At 62.0% G+C, this 20336-nt stretch carries 16 protein-coding genes; 7 read left to right on the forward strand and 9 right to left on the reverse strand.

Going from position 1 to position 20336, the window contains the following annotated elements; all coding sequences use genetic code 11:
- Positions 1 to 6: 6 nt before the first annotated feature.
- From ABNU55_RS02925 to ABNU55_RS02955, 7 genes are all read right to left on the reverse strand, one after another.
- A complete protein-coding gene (locus ABNU55_RS02925) occupies positions 7 to 816 on the reverse strand; it encodes an SDR family oxidoreductase (protein ID WP_290751726.1) in 810 nt (269 codons plus the stop codon).
- Positions 817 to 878: 62 nt separating this feature from the next.
- A complete protein-coding gene (gene nadC / locus ABNU55_RS02930; RefSeq protein ID WP_290751724.1) occupies positions 879 to 1730 on the reverse strand; it encodes a carboxylating nicotinate-nucleotide diphosphorylase in 852 nt (283 codons plus the stop codon).
- Entirely contained in the window at positions 1730 to 3274 is a 1545-nt protein-coding gene (locus tag ABNU55_RS02935) for an L-aspartate oxidase (protein WP_290751722.1), read from the reverse strand. Before ABNU55_RS02935 ends, nadC begins: the two co-directional genes overlap by 1 nt.
- Before the next feature lie 20 nt (positions 3275 to 3294).
- Positions 3295 to 3765 carry a hypothetical protein gene (locus ABNU55_RS02940; RefSeq protein ID WP_290751719.1) on the reverse strand — a complete coding sequence of 157 codons (471 nt, stop codon included), beginning with the start codon at positions 3763 to 3765 and terminating at the stop codon, positions 3295 to 3297.
- Positions 3762 to 4223, reverse strand: a complete 462-nt coding sequence (locus ABNU55_RS02945; RefSeq protein WP_290751716.1) for a hypothetical protein — start codon at positions 4221 to 4223, stop codon at positions 3762 to 3764. The genes ABNU55_RS02940 and ABNU55_RS02945 overlap by 4 nt, the downstream gene beginning before the upstream one ends.
- Before the next feature lie 65 nt (positions 4224 to 4288).
- Positions 4289 to 5437, reverse strand: coding sequence for a quinolinate synthase NadA (gene nadA / locus ABNU55_RS02950; RefSeq protein WP_290751714.1), 1149 nt, complete (start codon positions 5435 to 5437; stop codon positions 4289 to 4291).
- 196 nt (positions 5438 to 5633) lie between these two features.
- Positions 5634 to 7502: a DUF885 domain-containing protein gene (locus ABNU55_RS02955; protein WP_290751712.1), complete on the reverse strand. Its 1869-nt coding sequence runs from the start codon at positions 7500 to 7502 to the stop codon at positions 5634 to 5636.
- 120 nt (positions 7503 to 7622) lie between these two features.
- Between ABNU55_RS02955 and ABNU55_RS02960 the strand changes: the two genes are divergently transcribed.
- The 3 genes from ABNU55_RS02960 (at position 7623) to ABNU55_RS02970 (ending at position 11459) form a co-directional block, all read left to right on the forward strand.
- Entirely contained in the window at positions 7623 to 8450 is an 828-nt protein-coding gene (locus tag ABNU55_RS02960) for a SapC family protein (protein WP_290751711.1), read from the forward strand.
- A gap of 188 nt (positions 8451 to 8638) precedes the next feature.
- Complete coding sequence (locus ABNU55_RS02965; protein ID WP_290760427.1) at positions 8639 to 10774, forward strand: thioredoxin family protein; 2136 nt, start codon at positions 8639 to 8641, stop codon at positions 10772 to 10774.
- 31 nt (positions 10775 to 10805) lie between these two features.
- The gene (locus tag ABNU55_RS02970; RefSeq protein ID WP_290751707.1) at positions 10806 to 11459 is read left to right on the forward strand and encodes a redoxin domain-containing protein; all 654 of its coding nucleotides are present in this window, start codon (positions 10806 to 10808) and stop codon (positions 11457 to 11459) included.
- Between the two features lie 86 nt (positions 11460 to 11545).
- On the opposite strand, the gene ABNU55_RS02975 is transcribed toward ABNU55_RS02970, so the two are convergent.
- Positions 11546 to 12097, reverse strand: a complete 552-nt coding sequence (locus tag ABNU55_RS02975; RefSeq protein ID WP_290751704.1) for a hypothetical protein — start codon at positions 12095 to 12097, stop codon at positions 11546 to 11548.
- 82 nt (positions 12098 to 12179) lie between these two features.
- On the opposite strand from ABNU55_RS02975, the gene ABNU55_RS02980 reads away from it, so the two are divergent.
- From ABNU55_RS02980 to ABNU55_RS02995, 4 genes are all read left to right on the forward strand, one after another.
- Positions 12180 to 13853 carry a peptide ABC transporter substrate-binding protein gene (locus ABNU55_RS02980; RefSeq protein WP_290751701.1) on the forward strand — a complete coding sequence of 558 codons (1674 nt, stop codon included), beginning with the start codon at positions 12180 to 12182 and terminating at the stop codon, positions 13851 to 13853.
- 30 nt (positions 13854 to 13883) lie between these two features.
- Positions 13884 to 14933 (forward strand): DUF3667 domain-containing protein, encoded by a 1050-nt coding sequence (locus ABNU55_RS02985; protein ID WP_290751699.1) that lies wholly within the window; start codon positions 13884 to 13886, stop codon positions 14931 to 14933.
- Between the two features lie 202 nt (positions 14934 to 15135).
- A complete protein-coding gene (locus ABNU55_RS02990) occupies positions 15136 to 18243 on the forward strand; it encodes a TonB-dependent receptor (RefSeq protein ID WP_290751696.1) in 3108 nt (1035 codons plus the stop codon).
- A gap of 127 nt (positions 18244 to 18370) precedes the next feature.
- Positions 18371 to 19102 (forward strand): RluA family pseudouridine synthase, encoded by a 732-nt coding sequence (locus ABNU55_RS02995; RefSeq protein WP_290751694.1) that lies wholly within the window; start codon positions 18371 to 18373, stop codon positions 19100 to 19102.
- 45 nt (positions 19103 to 19147) lie between these two features.
- On the opposite strand, the gene ABNU55_RS03000 is transcribed toward ABNU55_RS02995, so the two are convergent.
- Positions 19148 to 20272 carry a PQQ-dependent sugar dehydrogenase gene (locus tag ABNU55_RS03000; protein WP_348764216.1) on the reverse strand — a complete coding sequence of 375 codons (1125 nt, stop codon included), beginning with the start codon at positions 20270 to 20272 and terminating at the stop codon, positions 19148 to 19150.
- Positions 20273 to 20336 lie beyond the last annotated feature (64 nt).

Genomic DNA, 20336 nt, shown 5'->3' on the forward strand with positions numbered 1-20336 from the left:
CAGGTATCAGGCGCGCGGCGGCAAACTCTTGATAAGCTGACGGCGCAGCCGGCCCGGGATGAAGCGCTGGGCAAACTTTGCCTGCTGGGCGCGCTTACCGGCCATATAGTGAACTTCTTCGCCATGGGCGGCATCCCAGGCGCGCTCTGCGGCAAGCTCGACCGGATAGACGTCCTGGCCCTGGTCGCGTAGCTCATCGCTTACTTTGGCGTTGGTCCGGTCGCCAGAGAACATGTCGAGGATCGGCGTATCGATCAGCCATGGCATCAGGCTTGTCACGCGAATGCCCATGTTTGAAAACTCGACATCCAGCGCTTCCGTCAGGCCGCGAACGGCGAACTTCGTTGCTGAATACACAGCCATTTGCGGTCCGCCGACGACGCCTGCCGCCGATGCCGTGTTTACGATGCGGGCGCCTGTCGTGTTGCGAAGAAGGGGCAGCGCCGCACCAACGCCATTCAGCACGCCTTTAACGTTAATATCGACCATCAGGTCATTGTCTTCGCCAGAGATAGCTTCGAACCAGCCATGACGGGCAATGCCGGCATTGTTGAACAGTACGTCCAGCTTGCCGCCTGTGGCTTCAGAAAAATGCTCCATACCGGCGGCCCAGTCTTCGCGGGACCGCACATCCAGCTTTTTCCAGACACAGTTTTCTTCGCCGATTTCCTGAACAAGGGTTTTGAGGCCCGTCTCGTCAATGTCGTAAAGGCCGACAAACCAGCTGCGGTCAGCGAATAGCTTCGCCGTTGCCTTGCCGATTCCAGATGCGGCCCCGGTTACGAAAATACTTTTGCGGCCTATCGACTTGCTCATGGAACGCTCCTCCCCGGGGTGCAGGCTCTTATAAATTCAGGCCGACGTTCGAAGCGTGTAACTCAGGCCACGTCGAGGCCGACGTCAAGGTTTGACGCAGAGTGAGTGAGCGCGCCGACAGAGATATAGTCGACACCCGTGGCGGCGATCCCGGCGACGGTCTCGAGGTTCACGCCGCCGGATGCTTCGGCCTTGCAGGTGCCATCGATCATGGCGACGGCCTTTTTCAGCGTGCCGGTATCCATATTGTCCAGGAGAACGGCATGCGGCTTGTGGGGCAGGGCCTCTTCAAGCTGCTCCAGCGTATCGACCTCGATCTCGATCATGCGAAGATGGCCGGCATAGGCGTGCGCACGTTTCAGCGCTTCTGAAATAGAACCGCAGGCGGCGATATGATTGTCCTTGATCAGGATCGCGTCATCGAGGCCATAGCGGTGCGAGGTGCCGCCGCCGCAGCGGACGGCGCGCTTTTCCACCGCGCGGTGGCCCGGCGTGGTTTTTCGCGTGCAGACAATGGTGGCGTCCGTGCCGGAGACCTTTTCCACAAATTCCCCGGTCAGCGTGGCGATGCCCGACAGCCGGCCGAGGAAGTTCAGCATGGTCCGCTCTGCCGTCAGGATAGAGCGGGCCGGCCCGGACAGGGCCGCAATTGCCGCGCCCGGCGCCAGCTTGCCGCCATCATTGATATGCACGTCCAGCTCAACAGCCGGGTCGACCAGTTTCAGCGCATAGGCCGCCGCGTCCATCCCGGCGAGGATGCCTGCCTTTCGGGCCCGGATTTCGGCCCGCATCTGCGTGCCCGGTGCGATCGTGGCATCGGTGGTCAGGTCACCTGCGCGTCCAAGATCCTCGGTCAGGGCCAGGCGGACGATGGGGTCGAGGATGAGGTCGGGCAATGGCGGGGGCGGCGGCATCAGATAGGCTCCCTGAAGACGGACGAACCGGCAGCTTTAAGGAATGAGCGTTCCGCAGGATCGCGGCGCTCGGGAAAGTCGGTGCGGAAATGCCCGCCGCGGCTTTCCTCGCGGGCAAATGCGGCAGAGGCGATAAGCTGCGCGGCGATCAACGCATGCGCGCGCCCTTCATTTTCGATACGGGCGTCCAGCCGGGTGAGAAGCCCTTTCAGACCCTCGCCGCTGCGCACGACGCCGCAATTGTCGGCCATGTCACGGCGCAGCTCCAGCAGGCTGTCATCGCTCAGCTCTTCGGGAACAGTCGCTTGGGAGGGGCCGGGCTGCCCAAGCTCACCTTCCTTCAGGCGCTCAGCGATCCGGTGAGAAAAAACGACCGCCTCCAGGAGCGAATTGGAGGCAAGCCGGTTGGCCCCGTGCGCCCCGGTCGAGGCGCATTCGCCGCAAACCGACAGCCCGTCCAGCGTGGCGCGGCCCCAGGTATCGGCCACGACACCGCCCATATGATAGTGCGCGGCCGGCGCGACGGGGATGGGTTCAGTGCGCGGGTCTATGCCCGCTGCCATGCAGGCGGCAAACACTGTCGGGAAATGGGCGGGAAATTCGCTGCCAACCGCTTCTGTCGCGTCCAGAAAGGCGCCCCGACCGGCCTTGATCTCGCTGTCGATGGCGCGGGCAACCTCGTCGCGCGGGGCAAGCTCGGCCTTTTCATGGTAGCGCGCCATGAAAAGCTCACCTGACCTGTCACGCAGGACCGCGCCTTCGCCCCGCAGGGCTTCTGTCGCCAGCGGAGCAGGATCTAGGCCGACATCCATGGCGGTCGGATGGAACTGGACAAATTCGGTATCGGCGAGCAGCGCGCCGGCCGACCAGGCCATTGCAAGCGCATCGCCGCGCGATTGCGGCGGGTTCGTCGTTACCCGGAAAAGTCCGCCAGAGCCGCCGGTACAGAAGATGGTCTCGCGCGCCGTCATCGGGTGCAGACGGCCTTTTTCGTCGCGCGAGACAACGCCCGCCACCCGGCCATTGTCGTCCTGCAGCAAGCCAACGGCCCGGAAGGGTTCAACCAGTTCAATATGGCGGTTTGCCTGTACGGCTGTGGTCAGCGCGCCCATGATGGCCTTGCCGGCCAGATCGCCCGCGACGCGTGCGACCCGCGGGACAGAATGCGCCGCCTCGAGCGACAGCGACAAGGCGCCTTCCGGCGTGCGGTCGAAGGGGACACCCAGTTCGATGAGGTCAAGGACGCGGGAGGGGCCTTCTTCCGCGATGAGGCGGGCAATGACGGGATCCACCAGTCCAGCGCCTGCGACCACCGTGTCCTTTGCGTGCGCCTCGGCGGTGTCGAGCGGATCCAGCGCGGCGGCCAGCCCGCCTTGCGCCCAGGCGGAAGAGGCTGCTTCGCCGAGCGGCGCCGGGGCGATGACGGTGCATTTGCGCGGGGCAAGCCTCAAGGCCAGGAACAGGCCGGCCAGCCCGGCGCCCACGATCAGAATATCGCGGTCACCGGTCGGGGGTCCGGCTTTCAGAGAGGTCGGTGAAGCCATGGTTCAGGTCCGCGCCCAGCTCATGAAATGGCCCCGTCCGCGCGCCGCCATTCGGCTTCATAGATGTCGGCGCCCAGCAGCAGCCCGCTCATGAGCGAGGGGCTGTCGAGACGAAGCTGGAAACTGTCCGGCGTGTAGAAGGCAGTTGGCTCTCCTTCCAGGAAGGTCTCTATACGGGATCGGACCATGATGTCTTCGCCCTCGACGCTGACGGTGCAGCTCTGGGCGACGACATAGGTCGTGTCGATGGTCGGGCAGTGCTGTCTTGCGGTCAGCTCGCAATCATAGGTGCCGGGCGTGTCGGTGGGCATCAGCCGGGCCTGACCGCCAAAGCTGCAGGCCTGGCGAAGGTCGGCTTCGAACATCCAGTTGCCGGCGATATCTGGCGCTGCCTCTGCTGCCTCTGCTGCATCGTCCTGCCTTGCCGATGCAGGCGCCGAGGTGAGCGCAAGTCCTGCCGCAGCAGCCACGAAGACGCGCAACCCGCTCATGAAATACCTTCTTCGGACCGCCGGAATTCAACCGGCGCAGTCGCCGCCGAGACGAGTGATCCATACATGCGTTTCGCGTTCTGGATGGTCAGGGCAAAATTGTCTGGCACATAGAGCAGACCTTCGGCCTTTGATTCCAGAAACTGCTCGATTTCGGACCGGATCGAGACCTGATTGCCGAACCGGCGCGCCTTGCAGCTCTGCACAACCACGGACCGCCCCCACATCGAGCAGACCTCAATGGCGGTGAGTTCGCAATTATACAGCCCTTCTTCGGGATGGGGGGTAAGGCGGGCCGTGCCGGACATGATGCATTCGCCATCGCGATAGGGTTTGGTCTGAAACGTCCAGTTGCCAAGAATGTCGCCGGGATCGCTCTCCGGAGCGTCCTGCGCCATTGCAGGCGTGACGGCCAGAAGGGCGGCCGTCAGGAGAGCGAGGCTGGCGCGTCTCAGCATGCGATGTCCCTGGCTGAATCTGACCCTGTCCACAGCAAAGCCCGGCAGGCGTCCAGTTTCAAGCATCAGGATGCGGAAATCACCTCGATTTCACGTGGGGCAAGTCCGGTTTCGAAGGCCAGCGGCTTTTCCGTCTTCGGCAAGGCCAGCATGGCATCGATGGCCGCCTTGGCCTTCACACGGGTCTCCTCGTCGATTTCGACCTCATGTTTCATCTCGGTCAGGCAGTCGAGGATGTTCTCCAGCGTGATCCGCTTCATGTGCGGGCAGAGATTGCAGGGCCGGACAAAGTCCACGCCCGGATTCTCCGCTGCCACATTGTCGCTCATCGAGCACTCTGTCAGCAGGACCACCTTGTTCGGGCTGTTGTCCTGGACATAGCTCGCGAGCGCCGAAGTGGACCCGGCGAAGTCGGCTGCCTCGAGGACGTCCGGCGGGCATTCGGGGTGGGCCAGGATCACGACGCCCGGATGGGCTTCGCGCAGCTGGCTGACATCGTCTGCGCTGAACAGTTCATGCACCTCGCAGGCGCCCGGCCATGTGATGATGCGGATGTCGGTCTGGGCGGCGACGTTTTTCGCAAGATACTGGTCCGGCACCAGGATGACGGTGTCGGTGTTCCACTCTTTCGCAATCGCCTCGACAACCTGCGCCGCGTTGGAGCTTGTACAGGTAATGTGGCACTCGGCCTTCACGTCGGCGGTCGTGTTCACATAGGTGACGATCGGATAGTCGGGATAGCGTTCCTTGATCAGGCGGACATCCGGGCCAGTGATGGAGGCCGCCAGCGAACAGCCGGCCTCCAGGCTCGGAATGAGAACGGTCTTCTCAGGCGCGAGAATCTTGGAGGTCTCGGCCATGAAGTGCACGCCTGCCTGGACGATCACATCGGCATCGACACTTGCCGCTTCGCGGGCGAGCTGCAGGGAGTCGCCGCGAAAATCGCCAACCAGACGGAAGATGTCCGGAGTCATGTAATTATGGGCAAGGATGACCGCGTTCTTCGCCTTTTTGAGGCGGTTGATCTCAGCCACCAGAGGCGCAATCGCCGGCCACTCCATCGGCGTGATGAAATCCGACACAAGCGGATAGAGCGCTTCGGTCTCTGCTTTGACCTCATCTGTATAGGACAGGCCACGCGCTTCGGCAGCGTTTTGCGCTCGAAGCGGCGTCGGAGTCGGGCAACCCGGTCCGGAATCGATCAGTCTGGCCATATCGTGTCCTCCACGCTTTTGCTCAATATGAGCATTACTTGGGTGTCCAAAGGCGCGATTTCAAGTCTTTCTGCGAAAGAAAGGAAGGAAATCACGCCTTGCCCGCCCTTATAGGCAGGGTGAGCAAAAGCCGATTTAGGCGACACGTTCCGGGCTTGCAAGACTTATGTCGGTTTTAAGACAAAACGGCGCAGGGCTAGTCGCTCAGGAGCTCGCCATACCAGGCCTCGACATCGGCCTCGACAAGATGAAGCGGACGGGGGCCGCCAGCCAGGATGACGGCATTGAAGGCCGCCTCGTCAAAACGCTCGCCAAGGATCGCTTCAGCCCGTGTGCGAATGTCCAGAATGCGCCGGCGCCCCGTAAAGTAGGACGCGGCCTGGCCCGGCCAGACCATGTAGCGCAGCACTTCCTCCTCCATGGCGCGCCTGGGCTGGCCGGTTGTCTCGACCAGATAGTCCACCGCGCGGTCATAGGACCAGCCACGCGCGTGAAGCCCGGTATCGACCACGAGGCGGGCGGCCCGGAAAAGGATCGACTGAAGATAGCCGATGCGGCCCAGCGGATCGTCGCCATAAAGCCCGGCGCTGTCGGCAAGGTCTTCGGCATAGGTCGCCCAGCCTTCCCCATAGGAGGCGTCCCAGATCATCTGGCGCAAAAGCGGATTGCGCGTCTGCTGGGCGGTAATCGTGCTTTCGAGGTGATGGCCCGGCACGCCTTCATGATAGACCAGCGTGGGCAGGGTGAAAGCCGGCCAGGTCTCATCATCGCCGAGATTGATCTGGAAGAGGCCCGGACTGGAGCCGTCTGCTGTTGCCGCAACATAGGACGCTCCGGCAAAGGTCGCCTCTTCAAAGGCCGGCATACGCGTCACGACAAGACTGGCCTGCGGGGCGTCTTTCACGATTTCGGGCAGGGCGTCATTCGCCTTGGCGACGAGAGCGCGCAGCCGCTTGAGCAGGACGGGCCGGGTCTCGGCCGTCAGCGCGGGCGTCTCTTCGGGCAGCTCTGCCAGATAAGCCAGGCGTTGGGCCACGGTGCCGCCTGAAAAGCCGAGGGCTTCGAACTGCGCATCGATTTCCGCTTCGATCTGCGCAACCGCCTGAAGTCCTTCCTCATGCAGGAAATCGGGATCGATATCGGAGCGTGTATAGAAGGCGAGCAGGTCAAGATAATAGTCTTCCCCATCGGGCAAGGCCGAGAGGCCGGCCGTGACTGGGGCGCCCAGCTGCAGACGATGGACCGTATCGGCAAAGTCCAGATAAGCGGGTATGACCTCGTCCAGCATCAGGCGAGCAGCCGCTTGACGGTACTCATTGGCCGGCCGCCCTTTGCTCGGATCGAGCCCGCCCACGACATTCCCGAACGTCTGGATCAGCGGATGTGTCTGGACCGGCTGGCTGACGAAAGTGCGCAACTGCCGCTCAAGCGCTTCGAGCACGCGCCGTGGCGGCAGGATCCCGCTGTCTGCATCCGACAGAAGGCGGCGTTTCTCGTCCGCAATCGCGTCGGGCAGGGCAGCGAGACGGTCGAGATAGTCCTCGGCGTCCTTGTGGGAGCGCAGCGGCTGGCTTGAGATCAGCAGGTCCGGCACATCGACCCATGCGCCGCTGAGCTGATCGACGGCATAGGGGCGCGCGACCCCCAGACCATAACGTCCGAAGCCATAGGCCTCCAGCTCTGTGAGGGCTTCATATTGCTCGCGCGCGATCTCAAGGTGCCGGGCAAGCTGGCTGTCCTGGGGTATATCGGGTGTCGAGGAGAGCCGGTTGAGAAGTTCGATACGCAACAGGCGGGTGCGTTCGAAGCGGGCCTGCGAGCGGTCATCCAGCACATCGTTGAATGTCTGGCGCAGCGCGTCTTCCTCAAGCCCGAGACGCGTCGCCGTTTCCGGGGAGAGGGCAAGTTCGGCGCGTGCCGTATCATCAAACACACTGTTGATGTCGCGGACGGTGCGCCGGGCAATGCCGTCCTCATTGACGGCCGGCCCGCATGAAGCCAGCAGTCCAAGGCCAAGCAGACACAGGATTGGTCGCAGTCTTGCAAGCGGTTCGGGAAGTGTCATAAGGCGCGATAATCTGCTCGGAAAAGACAGGGGATAGGCCCCCAGCCGAATAGCTGCTCGGCTGTTGTGAGCTTCTGGCTTATCCGGTAAACCGCGCCGGTCAATCAATGGAGTGTTCCCGTGGCAAATTCTCAGTCGGCCCAGCCCTCTCAACTGAGCGGGCAAGTGCTTTTCTATTCCAACCCGCAGCCGCTTTCGGCAGAGAAGCATGCCGGTCTCGGCCTCAAGCAGATCGAAAAGCCATTCTCGTTCCTTGGCAAGGCACATGCTGTGCCTCTGACTGTTCAGGAATTTGGTCTGGCGGCGACCTCCTATCCGGTGATCTTTGTCGGGTCCGACAAGATGCCGATCGGGGCCATGGGCCTGCGTCAGGATGAGAATCTCTTCGTCAAGAAAGATGGCACCGTCGATCCGGACTTCTATGTCCCGGCCTTTGCCCGCCGTTATCCCTTCGTCTTCGCAAATGATTCCAAGGAAGACCGTCTTCTGCTCTGCGTCGACCGCGATGCGCCGATGGTCACCAACAAGCCGGAAATTCCCTTCTTCGAGAATGGCCAGCCGTCCGACTTCACCCAGAACGCCATGCAGTTCTGCCAGGAATTTGAACGCCAGCGCCGTCAGACAGCCGAATTCGTCAAGGACATCGACAAGCTCGGCCTCTTCGCTGAACGCACGGCGAGCTTCCAGCCACGCGACCAGAAGGGCAACAATGTCGGTGAGCCGCAGGTTCTCGCCAAATACTGGGCCATCGACGAAGAGAAGGTGAAACAGCTGCCTGATGAGAAGCTCTGCGAAATGCAGCGCAACGGCATGCTCGGCGCCTGCACGGCGCACTCGATCTCGCTGCTTAACTGGTCGCGCGTCATCAACCGCGCCATGCGCCAGCAATCCTCCGATGCGGTCCAGCAGCCGCAAGGCGGTTCGGACGGCCCGAGCCTGCAGATCTAGTCGCACCTCGCGAGAATTCGCATTCAAGAAGCGGCCAGGTCCTCGCATCGGGGATCTGGCCGTTTTCGTATTAGCGCCGCCACTGGAGGGAGCTGGCCGGATCACAATTGCGAGAGGGACGCCACGTCTCATGCAGTTTCACGGGCTCGCGGCTTACACACTTGGAAGAAAATGCTAAATTTGCCGAGATGATGAAATTTCCTGCAGGACTTCTCAGCGCCGCCATGGCTCTCATGCCGGCGTTCAGTGCTTTCGCCCAGCCGGTCGATGGTGGTCATGCCCGTGTCGATCTCATTTCTGAGCGCGAGGTGGCGACCCCCGGTGAGACCGTGTGGTTCGGCCTCAGCTTCCAGATGGATGATGAGTGGCACATCTACTGGAAGAATGCGGGCGATGCGGGCATCCCGCCGGCCGCTTTCTGGGATGAGGATATCGGTGTCGATGAAGGGGCTATTGGCGAGATCGACTGGCCGCTGCCGGAGCTGATCCCCGTCGTTGAAGGCGAAATCATGGATTACGGCTATAGCGACCGGGTCGTGTTGCCGTTTCCAGTGGAGATGCCGCAATCGTCTGACGGGCCGGTCCGGCTCAGCGCCACCATCGATTACCTGATCTGCAAGGACATCTGCATTCCCGAATCTGTCGACGTGTCGACCGCGCTGGAGATTGGCGAGAGCCAGCAGCCGGACCGCGAAAACGCCGAACGCATCGCAGAAGCCTTGTCTCAGGTGCCCCCGCTCTTCGAAGGCGAGACACGCCTGACCCCAGACGGTGAGGCATGGGTCTTGTCAGCTGCTGGCGGAGAGCTGGCGGGCCTCTCCGGCAATGCCCGCTTCTTTCCCGACACACATGATATCATCCATGCTGCCGACCAGCCGGCGACCTTCGGCGAGAATGGACTGACGCTGGAGCTGACGCCCGGCCGCGGAGAGCCGCCTGAAGCCCTGTCCGGCGTGATCCGCGTTGCGACAGGCAGCGATCCCCCGGTCGCCGTCCGCATATCGGCCAGCCGCGGCGACGTGATTGCCGGCACAAGCGGCGTCAGTAGTTCCGCTGGCAGCGCCAGCGCTGGCGCAAGCGGCGATGCGGCCAGTGGCGGAGCAGGCGGGCCGGGCCTCAATTTCTTTATCCTGATCGGTTCGGCGCTGCTTGGCGGCCTCATCCTCAACCTGATGCCCTGCGTCCTGCCGGTCCTTTCGATCAAGGCCATCGGCATGGTGCAGGCCGCCGCGAGCGGGGAGCGCAGCGAGCTTCGCAAGCATGGCATTTGGTACACCGCCGGTGTCCTGTTGAGCTTTGCGGCGACCGGTCTCGTCTTCATCGCCCTGCGCGCCGCCGGACAATTCGTCAGCCTCGGCTTCCAGCTTCAGTACCCTTCCGTGGTGGCCGCGCTCGCGCTGGTCATGGTGCTGATCGGTCTCTGGCTGCTTGGCGTCTTTAATCTCGGCACCTCGATGCAGAATGTCGGCTCTGGTCTTGCCGCAAAGCAGGGCAGTGCGGGCGCGTTCTTTACCGGCGTGCTGGCGGCGGTTGTCGGCGCTCCTTGCGTCGGCCCCTTTCTTGTCGGCGCGCTTGGCGCCGTCATGAACGAGCCCTGGCCCATCGTCATGCTGGTCTTCCTGACGCTCGGCTTCGGGCTTGCGCTGCCTTTCCTCGTCCTCAGCTTCGTGCCGGGCCTGCACAGCGCGCTACCCAAGCCCGGCTTGTGGATGGAGCGGCTGAAACAGGCCTTCGCTTTCCCGATGTTCCTGACGGCGGCCTGGCTTGTGACCGTGCTCGGCAATCATCCGGCCGCAGGGGCAACGGCGTTCGGCGCCGTGATCCTCGCTTTCGGGGTCTGGCTGCTCAGCGTCGCGGGCGGGCGTCTTCGTGCAGGCGTCATGACGCTCGGTGCGGTCCTGGCGGTCCTCGGGATCGTCTGGCCGGTATCGGCCGGTCTTCAGGATGCGCCCAAGGAAGGCACGATGACCTCCTATGCGAGCCTCCAGCCAGAGCCGTGGTCGCCAGAGCGTGTGGACGAACTCGTGTCACAGGGGCGCGGGGTCTTCGTCGACTTTACCGCCTCCTGGTGTGCGACATGTCAGGTCAACAAGCGCACCACGCTCACCAAGCCGGAGGTGCTTGAGGCGATGGCCGATGCCAATGTCAGTTTCCTGATCGCCGATTTCACCCGTCCGGATGAGCAGATTTCCGATGAGCTTAAACGTCGTGGAAGTCCGGGCGTGCCGATGTATCTTCTCTATGGACCGGGCGAAAGCGAGCCGGAAGTCCTGCCGACCCTGCTCAGCCCGTCCATGATGAAACAGAAACTCGCCGCCTTCTGACTCTCCCTCACCCCCGGAAAGGACCCTTGTCATGCAGACCCTCACCCGCCGAAATCTGGGACTGGCCTCCGGCATGGCCGCGGCTGTCGCGCTGAGCGCCGGCGCGCTCATCGCTTTCTCGGCCTCCGCCTCGCCTGCGGCTGAACCGGGAATGGAGGCGCCAGACTTTACCGGCACCACGACAAGCGGAGAGACCGTTTCCCTCTCCGATTTCGAAGGCCAGACGGTCATTCTGGAATGGACCAATGATGGCTGTCCTTTCGTGCAGAAACACTATTCCGACCCGCCGAAGAACATGCAGTCGCTCCAGGCCCGTGCGGGCGAGGAAGATATTGTCTGGCTTCAGATCATTTCGTCGGCGCCCGGCAAGCAGGGCCATGTCGACGGGCCGCGCGCGGAAGAGATCAATGCCGGGCGCGATGCAAGCCCGACCCATGTCATTCTCGATCCTTCAGGCGATATCGGCCAACTCTATGAGGCCAAGACCACGCCGCACATGTTCGTGATCGAGCCTGACAGGGACATCGCCTATGCGGGCGCCATCGATTCCATTCCGTCAGCGCGGGTCGCCGATATTGATGAGGCCGAGAACTATGTCACCGCCGCGCTTGATGCGATGGCCGCCGGAGAGCCGGTCCAGACGACATGGGCAAAACCCTATGGCTGCTCGGTGAAGTATAAGTAGCCAGCCTCAGACATCATGAAAAAGCCCCCGCAGACTCGCTCTGCGGGGGCTTTCTCTTGCTGTAATGATGGCCGTCGCGGGCGCGTCTATTTTACCCGTTCGACGCGGAACAGGACACCGTCGTCAAACTTCATCATATAGCTGCCAAGGGCTGCCGACTTGATGGTCGCGTTTTCGACGCCGCGCTTGGCGGAATAGTAGACCGACTTGTTGTCGATCTGCTGCCAGACCTGCCCGTTTTCCAGCGTGACATAGAACTTGCCGCGCGCAGTCGATTGGACCGAGGCGATTGGATAGGTGACCTCGTCGATCTTTTCGTCCTTGCCGAAGACCGAAGAGGCAAGCCCCGGCAGGCTCGGAATGGAAAAGCCGAAGGAGTCGCGCCTGACTTCCTCGACCTCTCTCCGGGTCACGACAACGGCGTCGCCCGACTCTTCAGCAGATTTCAGACGGCCAACGGCGCTGTCATAGCAGGCGAGGCGGTCGGTATCGCTTTCGATGTCCGCGCAGGCATAGACGGTCGCGGTGGAGACAGGCGCTTCGTCCGGCGCCTGGGCCAGGGCAGGGGCTGCCATTGCGGTGAAAATGGCCATTGCTGGCAATACGTGCTTCATCCTGTTCATCTCCTGCTCAGACATGCCGCGCTCTCTTTCCAAGTCCGCACGGGTCTGGAACACTAAAGCGAGACACGACATCATGGAAAGTCATGGAATTCAGACGATGAAATCATTCAAGCGTACTCTTCTCGCCGCCGGTGCGGCCAGCCTTGTTCTTGCTGTCGCCGCGTGCGGCGGTGGTGGCGGCGGCAATGACGCAAATGGCGAGGAAGCCGCTGTCCTGCGCCGCGGCATCTCCGCCAAGGTCGACACGCTCGACCCGCACCGCTCCTCGGCCAAGTGGGAAAACATCGTCATTTCCGACATGATTGTCGGCCTGATGACCATTACGCCGGACCGTGAAGTTATCCCCGGGGTCGCGACCAGCTGGGAGACCAGCGAGGACGGCCTGACCTGGACCTTCAAACTGCGCGATTCCCAGTGGTCCGATGGTGAGCCCGTGACGGCAGACGACTTTGTCTATGCCTTCCGCCGCATCCAGGACCCGGCCATCGCCTCGCAATATTCCTCGCTTCTCTACATTGTGAAGAACGCCGCTGAGGTGAATGCCGGTGAGCTGCCGCCGGAAGAGCTCGGTGTGCGCGCCATTGATGACCATACGTTCGAGATCACGCTGGAAGAGCCGGCTCCCTACCTTCTAGGCCTGTTGACCCACTACACCACCTATCCGGTCCCGAAACATATTGTCGAACAGTATGGCGAGGCCTGGATCCAGCCGGAGAACATTGAGGTGAACGGCCCCTACAAGCTCGCCTACTGGCGCACCGGGGATCAGCTCGTCGCCGAGAAGAACCCGCTTTATTACGAAGCCGATGAGCTTTGCTTCGACCGGGTCGCCTATTTCGAGATCGAGGATGCCGCGGCCGTCGAGCGCCGGATCGAATCGGGCGAACTCGACATCAATAACGGGTTCGATGGCGGACGCACCGAGGAGCTTGAGGCTAAATTTCCAGGCTGGGTGCGCACGACGCCGGGCCTGATCACCACCTACTGGACCTTCAATTCCAGCCAGCCGCCCTTCGATGATGTACGGGTCCGCAAGGCCCTCGCCCTCGCGCTCGACCGTGACTTCATTGTCGACCGGGTGCTGACCCCCGGCTTCGTCGCGGCCTATTCCTTCGTTCCGCCAAAGATGAGCAATTACAATACCGAGCGTCCGGAAGTCGACTTTGCCGGCATGCAGCGTGAGGAGCGTCTGGCAGAGGCGCGCGCCCTGCTGGAAGAGGCTGGATATGGGCCGGACAATCCGCTGAGCTTTGAGTTCATCCACCGCTCCACGGACGACAATCCCAAGGCGGCGCCCGTGGCACAGGCCAACTGGAACGAGATTGCGCCCTGGGTGAATGCGCAGATCCTGCGCCAGGACACCAAGGTGCTCTATGCGCGCCTGCGCCAGTCCGATTTCGAGGTCGCGGACGGGGCCTGGGTTGCGGACTTCGACGACCCGGTCAACTTCCTCTACCTGCTCGAATCGGACACCGGCCAGCAGAACTATGGCCGCTACTCCAACCCGGAATATGACGCGCTTCTGGAAGAGGCGAGCCGCACCCGCGATCTTGATGCCCGGGCCGAAATCTTTGCCCGCGCCGAGAAGATGATGCTCGAGGACTACCCGATCACGCCGATGTGGATACAGGTGACGAAGAATCTCGTCGATCCGGAGCTGACCGGCTGGGCCGAGAATGCCCAGAACGATCACCTTTCGCGCTGGCTGTGCCGGCCGGGTCTTGAGCCGTCCGTAGAGGCAGACGCCGGCGCCGAGGCCGACGAGGAATAGGACGCGGCGGGTCTGAAGGGGGCTGGCGAGATGAGCGACGAAATGGAGGCGGCCGGGCTTGCTTCGGTGGGCGCGCTTTCGCCGGGCGGCAATGCCGACCTCAAGGGCCAGCCCTGCCGCAATTGCGGGGAACTGGTCGAGCAACGTCATTGTCCGCGCTGCGGCCAGCTTGCCGCCAGCTTCCACCGTCCCTTCTACGCCCTCGTTGCCGAATCGGTCTCCGACAGCCTCGCGCTGGACGGGCGTATCGCGCGCACGCTGCCCCTGCTCATGTTCCGGCCCGGTCGCCTCAGCCGGGACTATAGCGAAGGCAAACGCGCCCGCTATGTGCCCCCCTTCCGCCTCTTCCTTCTGTCCAGTCTGCTCTTCTATTTTGTGCTTTTCGCCTTTGTTGGATCGTCGGGACTCCTTGATAATGCAGAGTTTCAGACGTCTGGCGGCCGGGGGCTAAGCCCGGCGGAACGCACAGCCCTGATCGAGTATTTTGCGGGCGACGAGACGGTGGAGGACGAAGATCTCCAGGAATTGCTCGGCAGTGTCCGCGCGCGCGAGAACTCGGGTGCCGGTGTGTCGGAGGTCGGGCAGCCGGTGCGGGATGAGCCCACTGCGGGCATTGCTGAGAACGGCGAGGTCGCTGTCCAGTCCGGTCTTGGAAAGCAGGCCGACGAAGCCATCGGCCGGGTCATCGACAACCCCCGTCTCTTTTTCATGGCGCTTCAGTCCTGGGCGCCCCGGTTGAGCCTTCTGCTGGTGCCGATGACGGTTCTCGCCCTTTCCCTCATCTATGCCTGGCGCCGGCGTATCTATATCTATGATCACGCGATCCACGCGCTGCATCTTCACAGCTGGATGTATCTGACGACGACGCTCGTCATCGTGCTTTCGATATGGGCTGGCAGCTGGCTCGCCAGCCTGTATATGCTGATCATTCCTGTCTATGTGCTGTTCAGCCTGCGCGGTGCCTATGGATCAGGCTATCTCAGCAGCTTCCTGCGCATGCTGCTGCTCGTCCTTTTCTGGGCGATCTGTCTTGTGGCGCTGATGACGATCATCCTGCTCGTCTCCATACTTTCGGTCTGAACAGGCCAAAGAAAAGCGGCGCAGCCTACTAGCAGGTCTTTACGACATTTAAGCAACACTGCTTGGCCAAAATTGTGACGGGTCGGTCACTTTTGATTGACCTGACGAAAACTCTTTCGCTAGCAGTTGTCGCAGTACCGTTCTCAGAGGGGGCGGTCGCCAATTGCCACAGGCATATGAGAGTTAATCTGGAGGTTCAACTGTGAACGGAACTACACTCAAGAAACACCTGCTGACATCTGCGGTTTTCGCCGGTGCGGCCATGACGGTGTTCGCCGCACCTGCGTTCGCGCAGGATGACGTCGAGCGCGTCGAAGCTGCGCCAGCTGATGCTGAAGCGCGTCAGGAAACTGTCGTCGTTACCGGCTCGCTCATCCCGCAGTCCGGCAACCTTGTCGCAACCAGCCCGGTTTCTGAGATCGGCTCGGAAGAGTTCGATATCCGCGGCGCCGTCCGCGCTGAAGACATCGTCAACACGCTTCCGCAGGCTTTCGGCGCTCAGGGCTCGAACCTCGCCAACGGCGCAACCGGTACCGCTTCGGTCAACCTTCGCGGTCTTGGTTCCGAGCGTACGCTGGTCCTGCTCAACGGCCGCCGTCTGCCTTACGGCTCGCTGAACACGCCGGCTGCTGACATCAACTTCATTCCGTCGCAGCTCGTTGAGCGCGTTGACATCCTGACCGGCGGTGCTTCGGCAACCTACGGTTCGGACGCTATTTCCGGCGTCGTCAACTTCGTTCTGAACGACGACTTCGAAGGCGTTCGCGTCGACGGCAACTACAGCTTCTACCAGCACGACAATGATGGTGAGCTGCAGGGTCTTCTGGAAGAATTCTCCGCACTGAACCCGGGCCAGTACCGCGTGCCGAGCGGCTCGACCGTTGATGGCGAAGCTGTCGACGTCACCGCCATGTTCGGCGGCGAGATCGCCAATGGCCGTGGCCACATCATGGGCTTTGCCGGCTACCAGAACACAAACGAAGTCCTGCAGGGCGACCGCGACTACTCGCAGTGTGCCCTCGGTACCCGTAATGGCGGTTCTGAGTTCACCTGCTCGGGTTCGTCCACGAACGAATTCACCAACCTGCTGAACCTTGATGGCGACTATGTCTTCCCGAACGGGAACGGCACCGCACGCGTCAATCCGGACGGCTCGGGTGAGTTCATCGACCGGAACAACGTAACCGACACGTTCAACTTCAACCCGTTCAACCACTTCCAGCGTCCGAACGAGCGCTATAACTTCGGCGTGTTCGCTCGCTATGACATCGCGGACAACATCGAAGCTTATTCCGAGCTCATGTTCATGGACAACCGCACCAACTCGCAGATCGCTCCTTCGGGCGTCTTCGGTCTGGGCGTGAATGGCGATGCCGGTGGCATCAACTGTGACAACCCGTTCCTGTCGGCTCAGCAGGTCGACTTCCTCTGCGGCGCGATCGCAGACGGCGCGGTTGATACCGACGAAGATGGCAACCCGGTTTTCGACGGCGAGCCTGACCGTGAGGCCCTGGCTGCTGATGCCATCGTGCCGAACGTTCTCTCGCTGCGCCGCGCTGTCGAAGCCGGCCCGCGGAACAATGACATCCGTCACACCACGTGGCGCGGTGTGCTTGGCGTCCGTGGCGATCTCGAGGGCACCTCGGTTGGCTACGACGTGTCGGCAAGCTTCGCCAACGTCCATCGTTCGGAAGTCTACAATAACGACCTGTCGATCAGCCGTATCCAGAAGGCACTCTATGCCGTCACCGATCCGGACACCGGCGAAACGGTCTGTAACGTCAATGTCGACGACGATCCGACCAATGACGATCCGTCATGTATCCCGCTGGACATCTATTCCGGCCAGCCGGTTACCAATGGTGCTTTCGATTACGTGACCATCCCGCTGCTGCGTGACGGTGAAACCACCCAGACCGTCATCAACGGCCGTCTGTTCGGTTCCTTCGGCGACTGGGGTCTCCAGAGCCCGATGGCTACCGACGCACCAGGCTGGGCCTTCGGTGCTGAGTACCGCCGCGACACCATCGACTCCAATCCGGACGTTCCGTTCCTGACGGGCGACGGTGCTGGTCAAGGTGGTCCGACCACGGGCATCAGCGGTTCGCAAAACGTTGTCGACCTCTTCGGCGAGATCAACGTCCCGCTCATCCAGGGTCGTCCGGGCATCGAGACCCTCGGTTTCGACGCTGCGTATCGTAAGTCCTACTACGACGAAGTTGACTCCGACTCCTACAAGATCGGTATCGACTACGCGCCGTCCACGGACATCCGCTTCCGCGGGTCCTACCAGCGTGCCGTTCGTGCCGCGAACGTCTTCGAGCGTTTCGCAGCGCAGAGCATCGGCCTGTTCGATCTCACGGCAGGTGACAACGGTCTGTTCGATCCTTGTGCCGGCTCCAATCCTGAGTACACGGCAACCCAGTGTGCCAACACCGGCGTGACCGCTGCTCAGTACGGCAACATCATCGATAACCCGGCTGGTCAGTTCAACACGCTGACCGGTGGTAACCCGTCGCTTGAGCCGGAATCCTCTGACACCTTCACCTACGGTTTCGTTGCGACCCCGCGTTTCATCGACAACCTGACGGTGTCTGTCGACTACTTCGACATCACGGTTGAGGACTACATCAACACGGTGCCGCAGGAACTCGCACTCGACCAGTGTGCCCTGTCCGGTGACGAGTTCTTCTGCTCGCTCGTCAACCGCGGTAACGGTGGTACGCTCTGGGCCAACCAGACCGGTTACATCACCGCGACCAACATCAACACCGGTGAAATCTCCACCAGCGGTATCGATCTTCTGGCCAACTACGTCTACGACGCTGGTACGGTCGGTATGTTCAACTTCGACTTTGTCGGCACCTGGCTTGAAAGCCTGGAAGTGCAACCGCTTCCGGACGTTGAAGTCGGCGGCAAGTTCGACTGTGCCGGTCTCTACGGCGGCCGTTGCCAGTCCAACTTCGGTTCGGGTGCAAACCCGGAATGGCGCCACAAGGCCAGCGTGACCTGGGGCCTCGACGCCTACTCGCTGACCGGTACCTGGCGCTATTACGACGAAGTCACGCTTGATGGCACCGACGGTTCGGGCATCAACGGGACGCTCGACAGCCAGAGCTACTTCGACCTTGCCGGCCGCTATCAGCTGCTCGACAACATGTCGGTCCGCGCTGGCGTCAACAACGTCACGGACGAAGATCCGCCGCTGTCGTCGGTCGTCGGTACCGCACCGGGTAACGGTAACACCTACCCGCAAGTGTACGACGCGATGGGTCGTTACGTCTTCTTCGGCGCCACGGTGGACTTCTAGGTCCTTCGGAAACTCCGAAAACGAAATCAGGGAAGGGCGGCTCTCGGGCCGCCCTTTTCTTTTGCCCTTCGTCTTTGCCGCCGAAGGTCAATTGCCCGGACGGGGCCGGGCGCGCTAAGAGCGGGCCATGGCCAGAAACACGCCCATCCCGAATATCTCCGATGAAGACCGCGCCTATGTGCACAGCCTGCTCATTCATGAGGATGCTGATGTCCTCGCTTTCAACAAGCCGCCGGGCCTCGCCGTCCAGATTGCCGGCGGGCGCGGCAAGTCGCTCGATTTCCTTCTCTGGGCCTTTGCAAAATCCAATGGCAAACGCCCGCGCCTCGTTCACCGCATCGATTCCGGCACGTCCGGCGTCCTTGTCGTTGCGCGCACCAAGCCTGCCGCAGCCCATCTCTCGGCGCAGTTTTCAGGCCGCCATGCCCGCAAGACCTACCTCGCTCTCGTGTCCGGCCAGCTGCCCACCACTGATGAAGGCGCCTGTACCGAAGCCCTTCTGAAAGTGCCTTCAGACTGCGGCGGGCGCGAAAAGATGATCCCGGCAAGCCCCGGCCAGAAGGGCGCGCTTAGCGCAGAGACGCAGTGGCGTATCCTCTCGCGCGGCGAAGGCGCGGCCCTGGTCGAGGCGCGACCAGTTACCGGCCGCATGCACCAGATCCGCGCCCATATGGCCGCCCTCGGCTGTCCGATCCTGGGCGACAGGATCTACGGTTCCGGAAAGCTCTCGGCAGACCGGCTGATGCTGCATGCCGCCCGGCTCGATATCACCCATCCTGATGGCAGCGCCCTGAGCCTGGAAGCGCGGCCCCCGGCGGACTTCGTCCACAAAGCAGAAGAGGCCGCCCTGTCCATCTGAACCGGGCGGCCTCTCATTCGACCCGCGAATTTTCGGGGCCCAGGTCTATTCGCTTGCGGCTGCGGGCGTCAGCCTCAGAAGACGTCCGCCTTCCTTGTCCTCGATAACATAGATGGCGCCGTCCGGGCCTTGCTCGACCTCGCGGATACGCTTGTCCCACTCATAGCGCTCGGCCTCATTGGCGGTGGTTTCCATCGTGCTCGACTCGCCGCCTGAGCCCTGATTATCGAGCGGCGTCTGGACAAATTCCACCCGGATCAGCGCGCGCGAAGAGAGCCCGCCGATAAAGGCATCGCCCTGCCAGTCGCCGAAGGTGTCGCCATCATAGATGATAAGGCCGGCGGGGCTGATGACCGGCGTCCAGGAAATGGCCGGGTTCTCATAGATCGGGAAATCCTCATGATTTCCGAAGAACTGCTTGCCATTATAGTGCTCGCCATTCGACACGATGGGATAGCCATAATTCTCGCCGCGAACGATGCGGTTGAGTTCGTCGCCGCCTTTCGGTCCCATCTCATGCACCCAGAGCTGACCGTCGCCGTCAAAGGCCACGCCCAGCATATTGCGATGGCCTAGCGACCAGATCGTGTCCGCAATCCCGCCATTGCCATAGAAGGGATTGTCTTCCACCGGCTCGCCATCAGTGGTCACACGGATCACCTTGCCGAGATTGATGTCCATATTCTGCGCCGGGCTGAAATGCTGGCGCTCGCCCGATGTGATGATGAGATTGCCATCCGGCGCGACAGCCAGCCGGTGGCTGTAATGCCCATTACCTTTGAGCTTTTGCGACTGCTCCCAGATGCGGGTCACGTCGCTCAGGCTGCCGCCGTCTTCGGTCAGCTCCAGCGTCGCTTTGACGACGACCGCGCCGCTCAGCGTGTCATCGGCCTCGTCGCGCTCGACATAGGACAGGAAGACGGTGTTGTTATTGGCAAAGTCCGGGTGGATGATGATGTCGCCCAGACCGCCCTGATTGCGCATTTCCGTTTCCGGCACATTGGCGATCTCTGCGATCTTCGAGCCATCCTCGTCCAGCAGCCAGAGGCTGCCCGTCAGCTCGCTGACCAGCGCGCGCCCATCCGGCAGGAAGGTCATCGCCCAGCCATGGTCAAAGCTTTCAAGAACTTCCGCCGTGAGTTCGGTGCCGTTGGTGCCGGTCACGCTCATCGTCTCAGCCGGCGAGGAGTGTACGGGAAATGCGGGTGGGCATGGTGAAACCTTTCAGGCTGCA

This window comes from uncultured Henriciella sp. (assembly GCF_964005855.1).
GTDB lineage: Bacteria > Pseudomonadota > Alphaproteobacteria > Caulobacterales > Hyphomonadaceae > Henriciella.

What these genes read in the sequence shown, in the direction of transcription:
- ABNU55_RS02925 (WP_290751726.1), bottom strand. Translation starts at nt 816, where the DNA reads ATGAGCAAGTCGATAGGCCGCAAAAGTATTTTCGTAACCGGGGCCGCA.
- ABNU55_RS02970 (WP_290751707.1), top strand. Translation starts at nt 10,806, where the DNA reads ATGCAGACCCTCACCCGCCGAAATCTGGGACTGGCCTCCGGCATGGCC.
- ABNU55_RS02980 (WP_290751701.1), top strand. Translation starts at nt 12,180, where the DNA reads ATGAAATCATTCAAGCGTACTCTTCTCGCCGCCGGTGCGGCCAGCCTT.
- ABNU55_RS02985 (WP_290751699.1), top strand. Translation starts at nt 13,884, where the DNA reads ATGAGCGACGAAATGGAGGCGGCCGGGCTTGCTTCGGTGGGCGCGCTT.
- ABNU55_RS02965 (WP_290760427.1), top strand. Translation starts at nt 8,639, where the DNA reads ATGATGAAATTTCCTGCAGGACTTCTCAGCGCCGCCATGGCTCTCATG.
- nadA (WP_290751714.1), bottom strand. Translation starts at nt 5,437, where the DNA reads ATGGCCAGACTGATCGATTCCGGACCGGGTTGCCCGACTCCGACGCCG.
- nadC (WP_290751724.1), bottom strand. Translation starts at nt 1,730, where the DNA reads ATGCCGCCGCCCCCGCCATTGCCCGACCTCATCCTCGACCCCATCGTC.
- ABNU55_RS03000 (WP_348764216.1), bottom strand. Translation starts at nt 20,272, where the DNA reads ATGAGCGTGACCGGCACCAACGGCACCGAACTCACGGCGGAAGTTCTT.
- ABNU55_RS02945 (WP_290751716.1), bottom strand. Translation starts at nt 4,223, where the DNA reads ATGCTGAGACGCGCCAGCCTCGCTCTCCTGACGGCCGCCCTTCTGGCC.
- ABNU55_RS02940 (WP_290751719.1), bottom strand. Translation starts at nt 3,765, where the DNA reads ATGAGCGGGTTGCGCGTCTTCGTGGCTGCTGCGGCAGGACTTGCGCTC.
- ABNU55_RS02975 (WP_290751704.1), bottom strand. Translation starts at nt 12,097, where the DNA reads ATGTCTGAGCAGGAGATGAACAGGATGAAGCACGTATTGCCAGCAATG.
- ABNU55_RS02955 (WP_290751712.1), bottom strand. Translation starts at nt 7,502, where the DNA reads ATGACACTTCCCGAACCGCTTGCAAGACTGCGACCAATCCTGTGTCTG.
- ABNU55_RS02995 (WP_290751694.1), top strand. Translation starts at nt 18,371, where the DNA reads ATGGCCAGAAACACGCCCATCCCGAATATCTCCGATGAAGACCGCGCC.
- ABNU55_RS02935 (WP_290751722.1), bottom strand. Translation starts at nt 3,274, where the DNA reads ATGGCTTCACCGACCTCTCTGAAAGCCGGACCCCCGACCGGTGACCGC.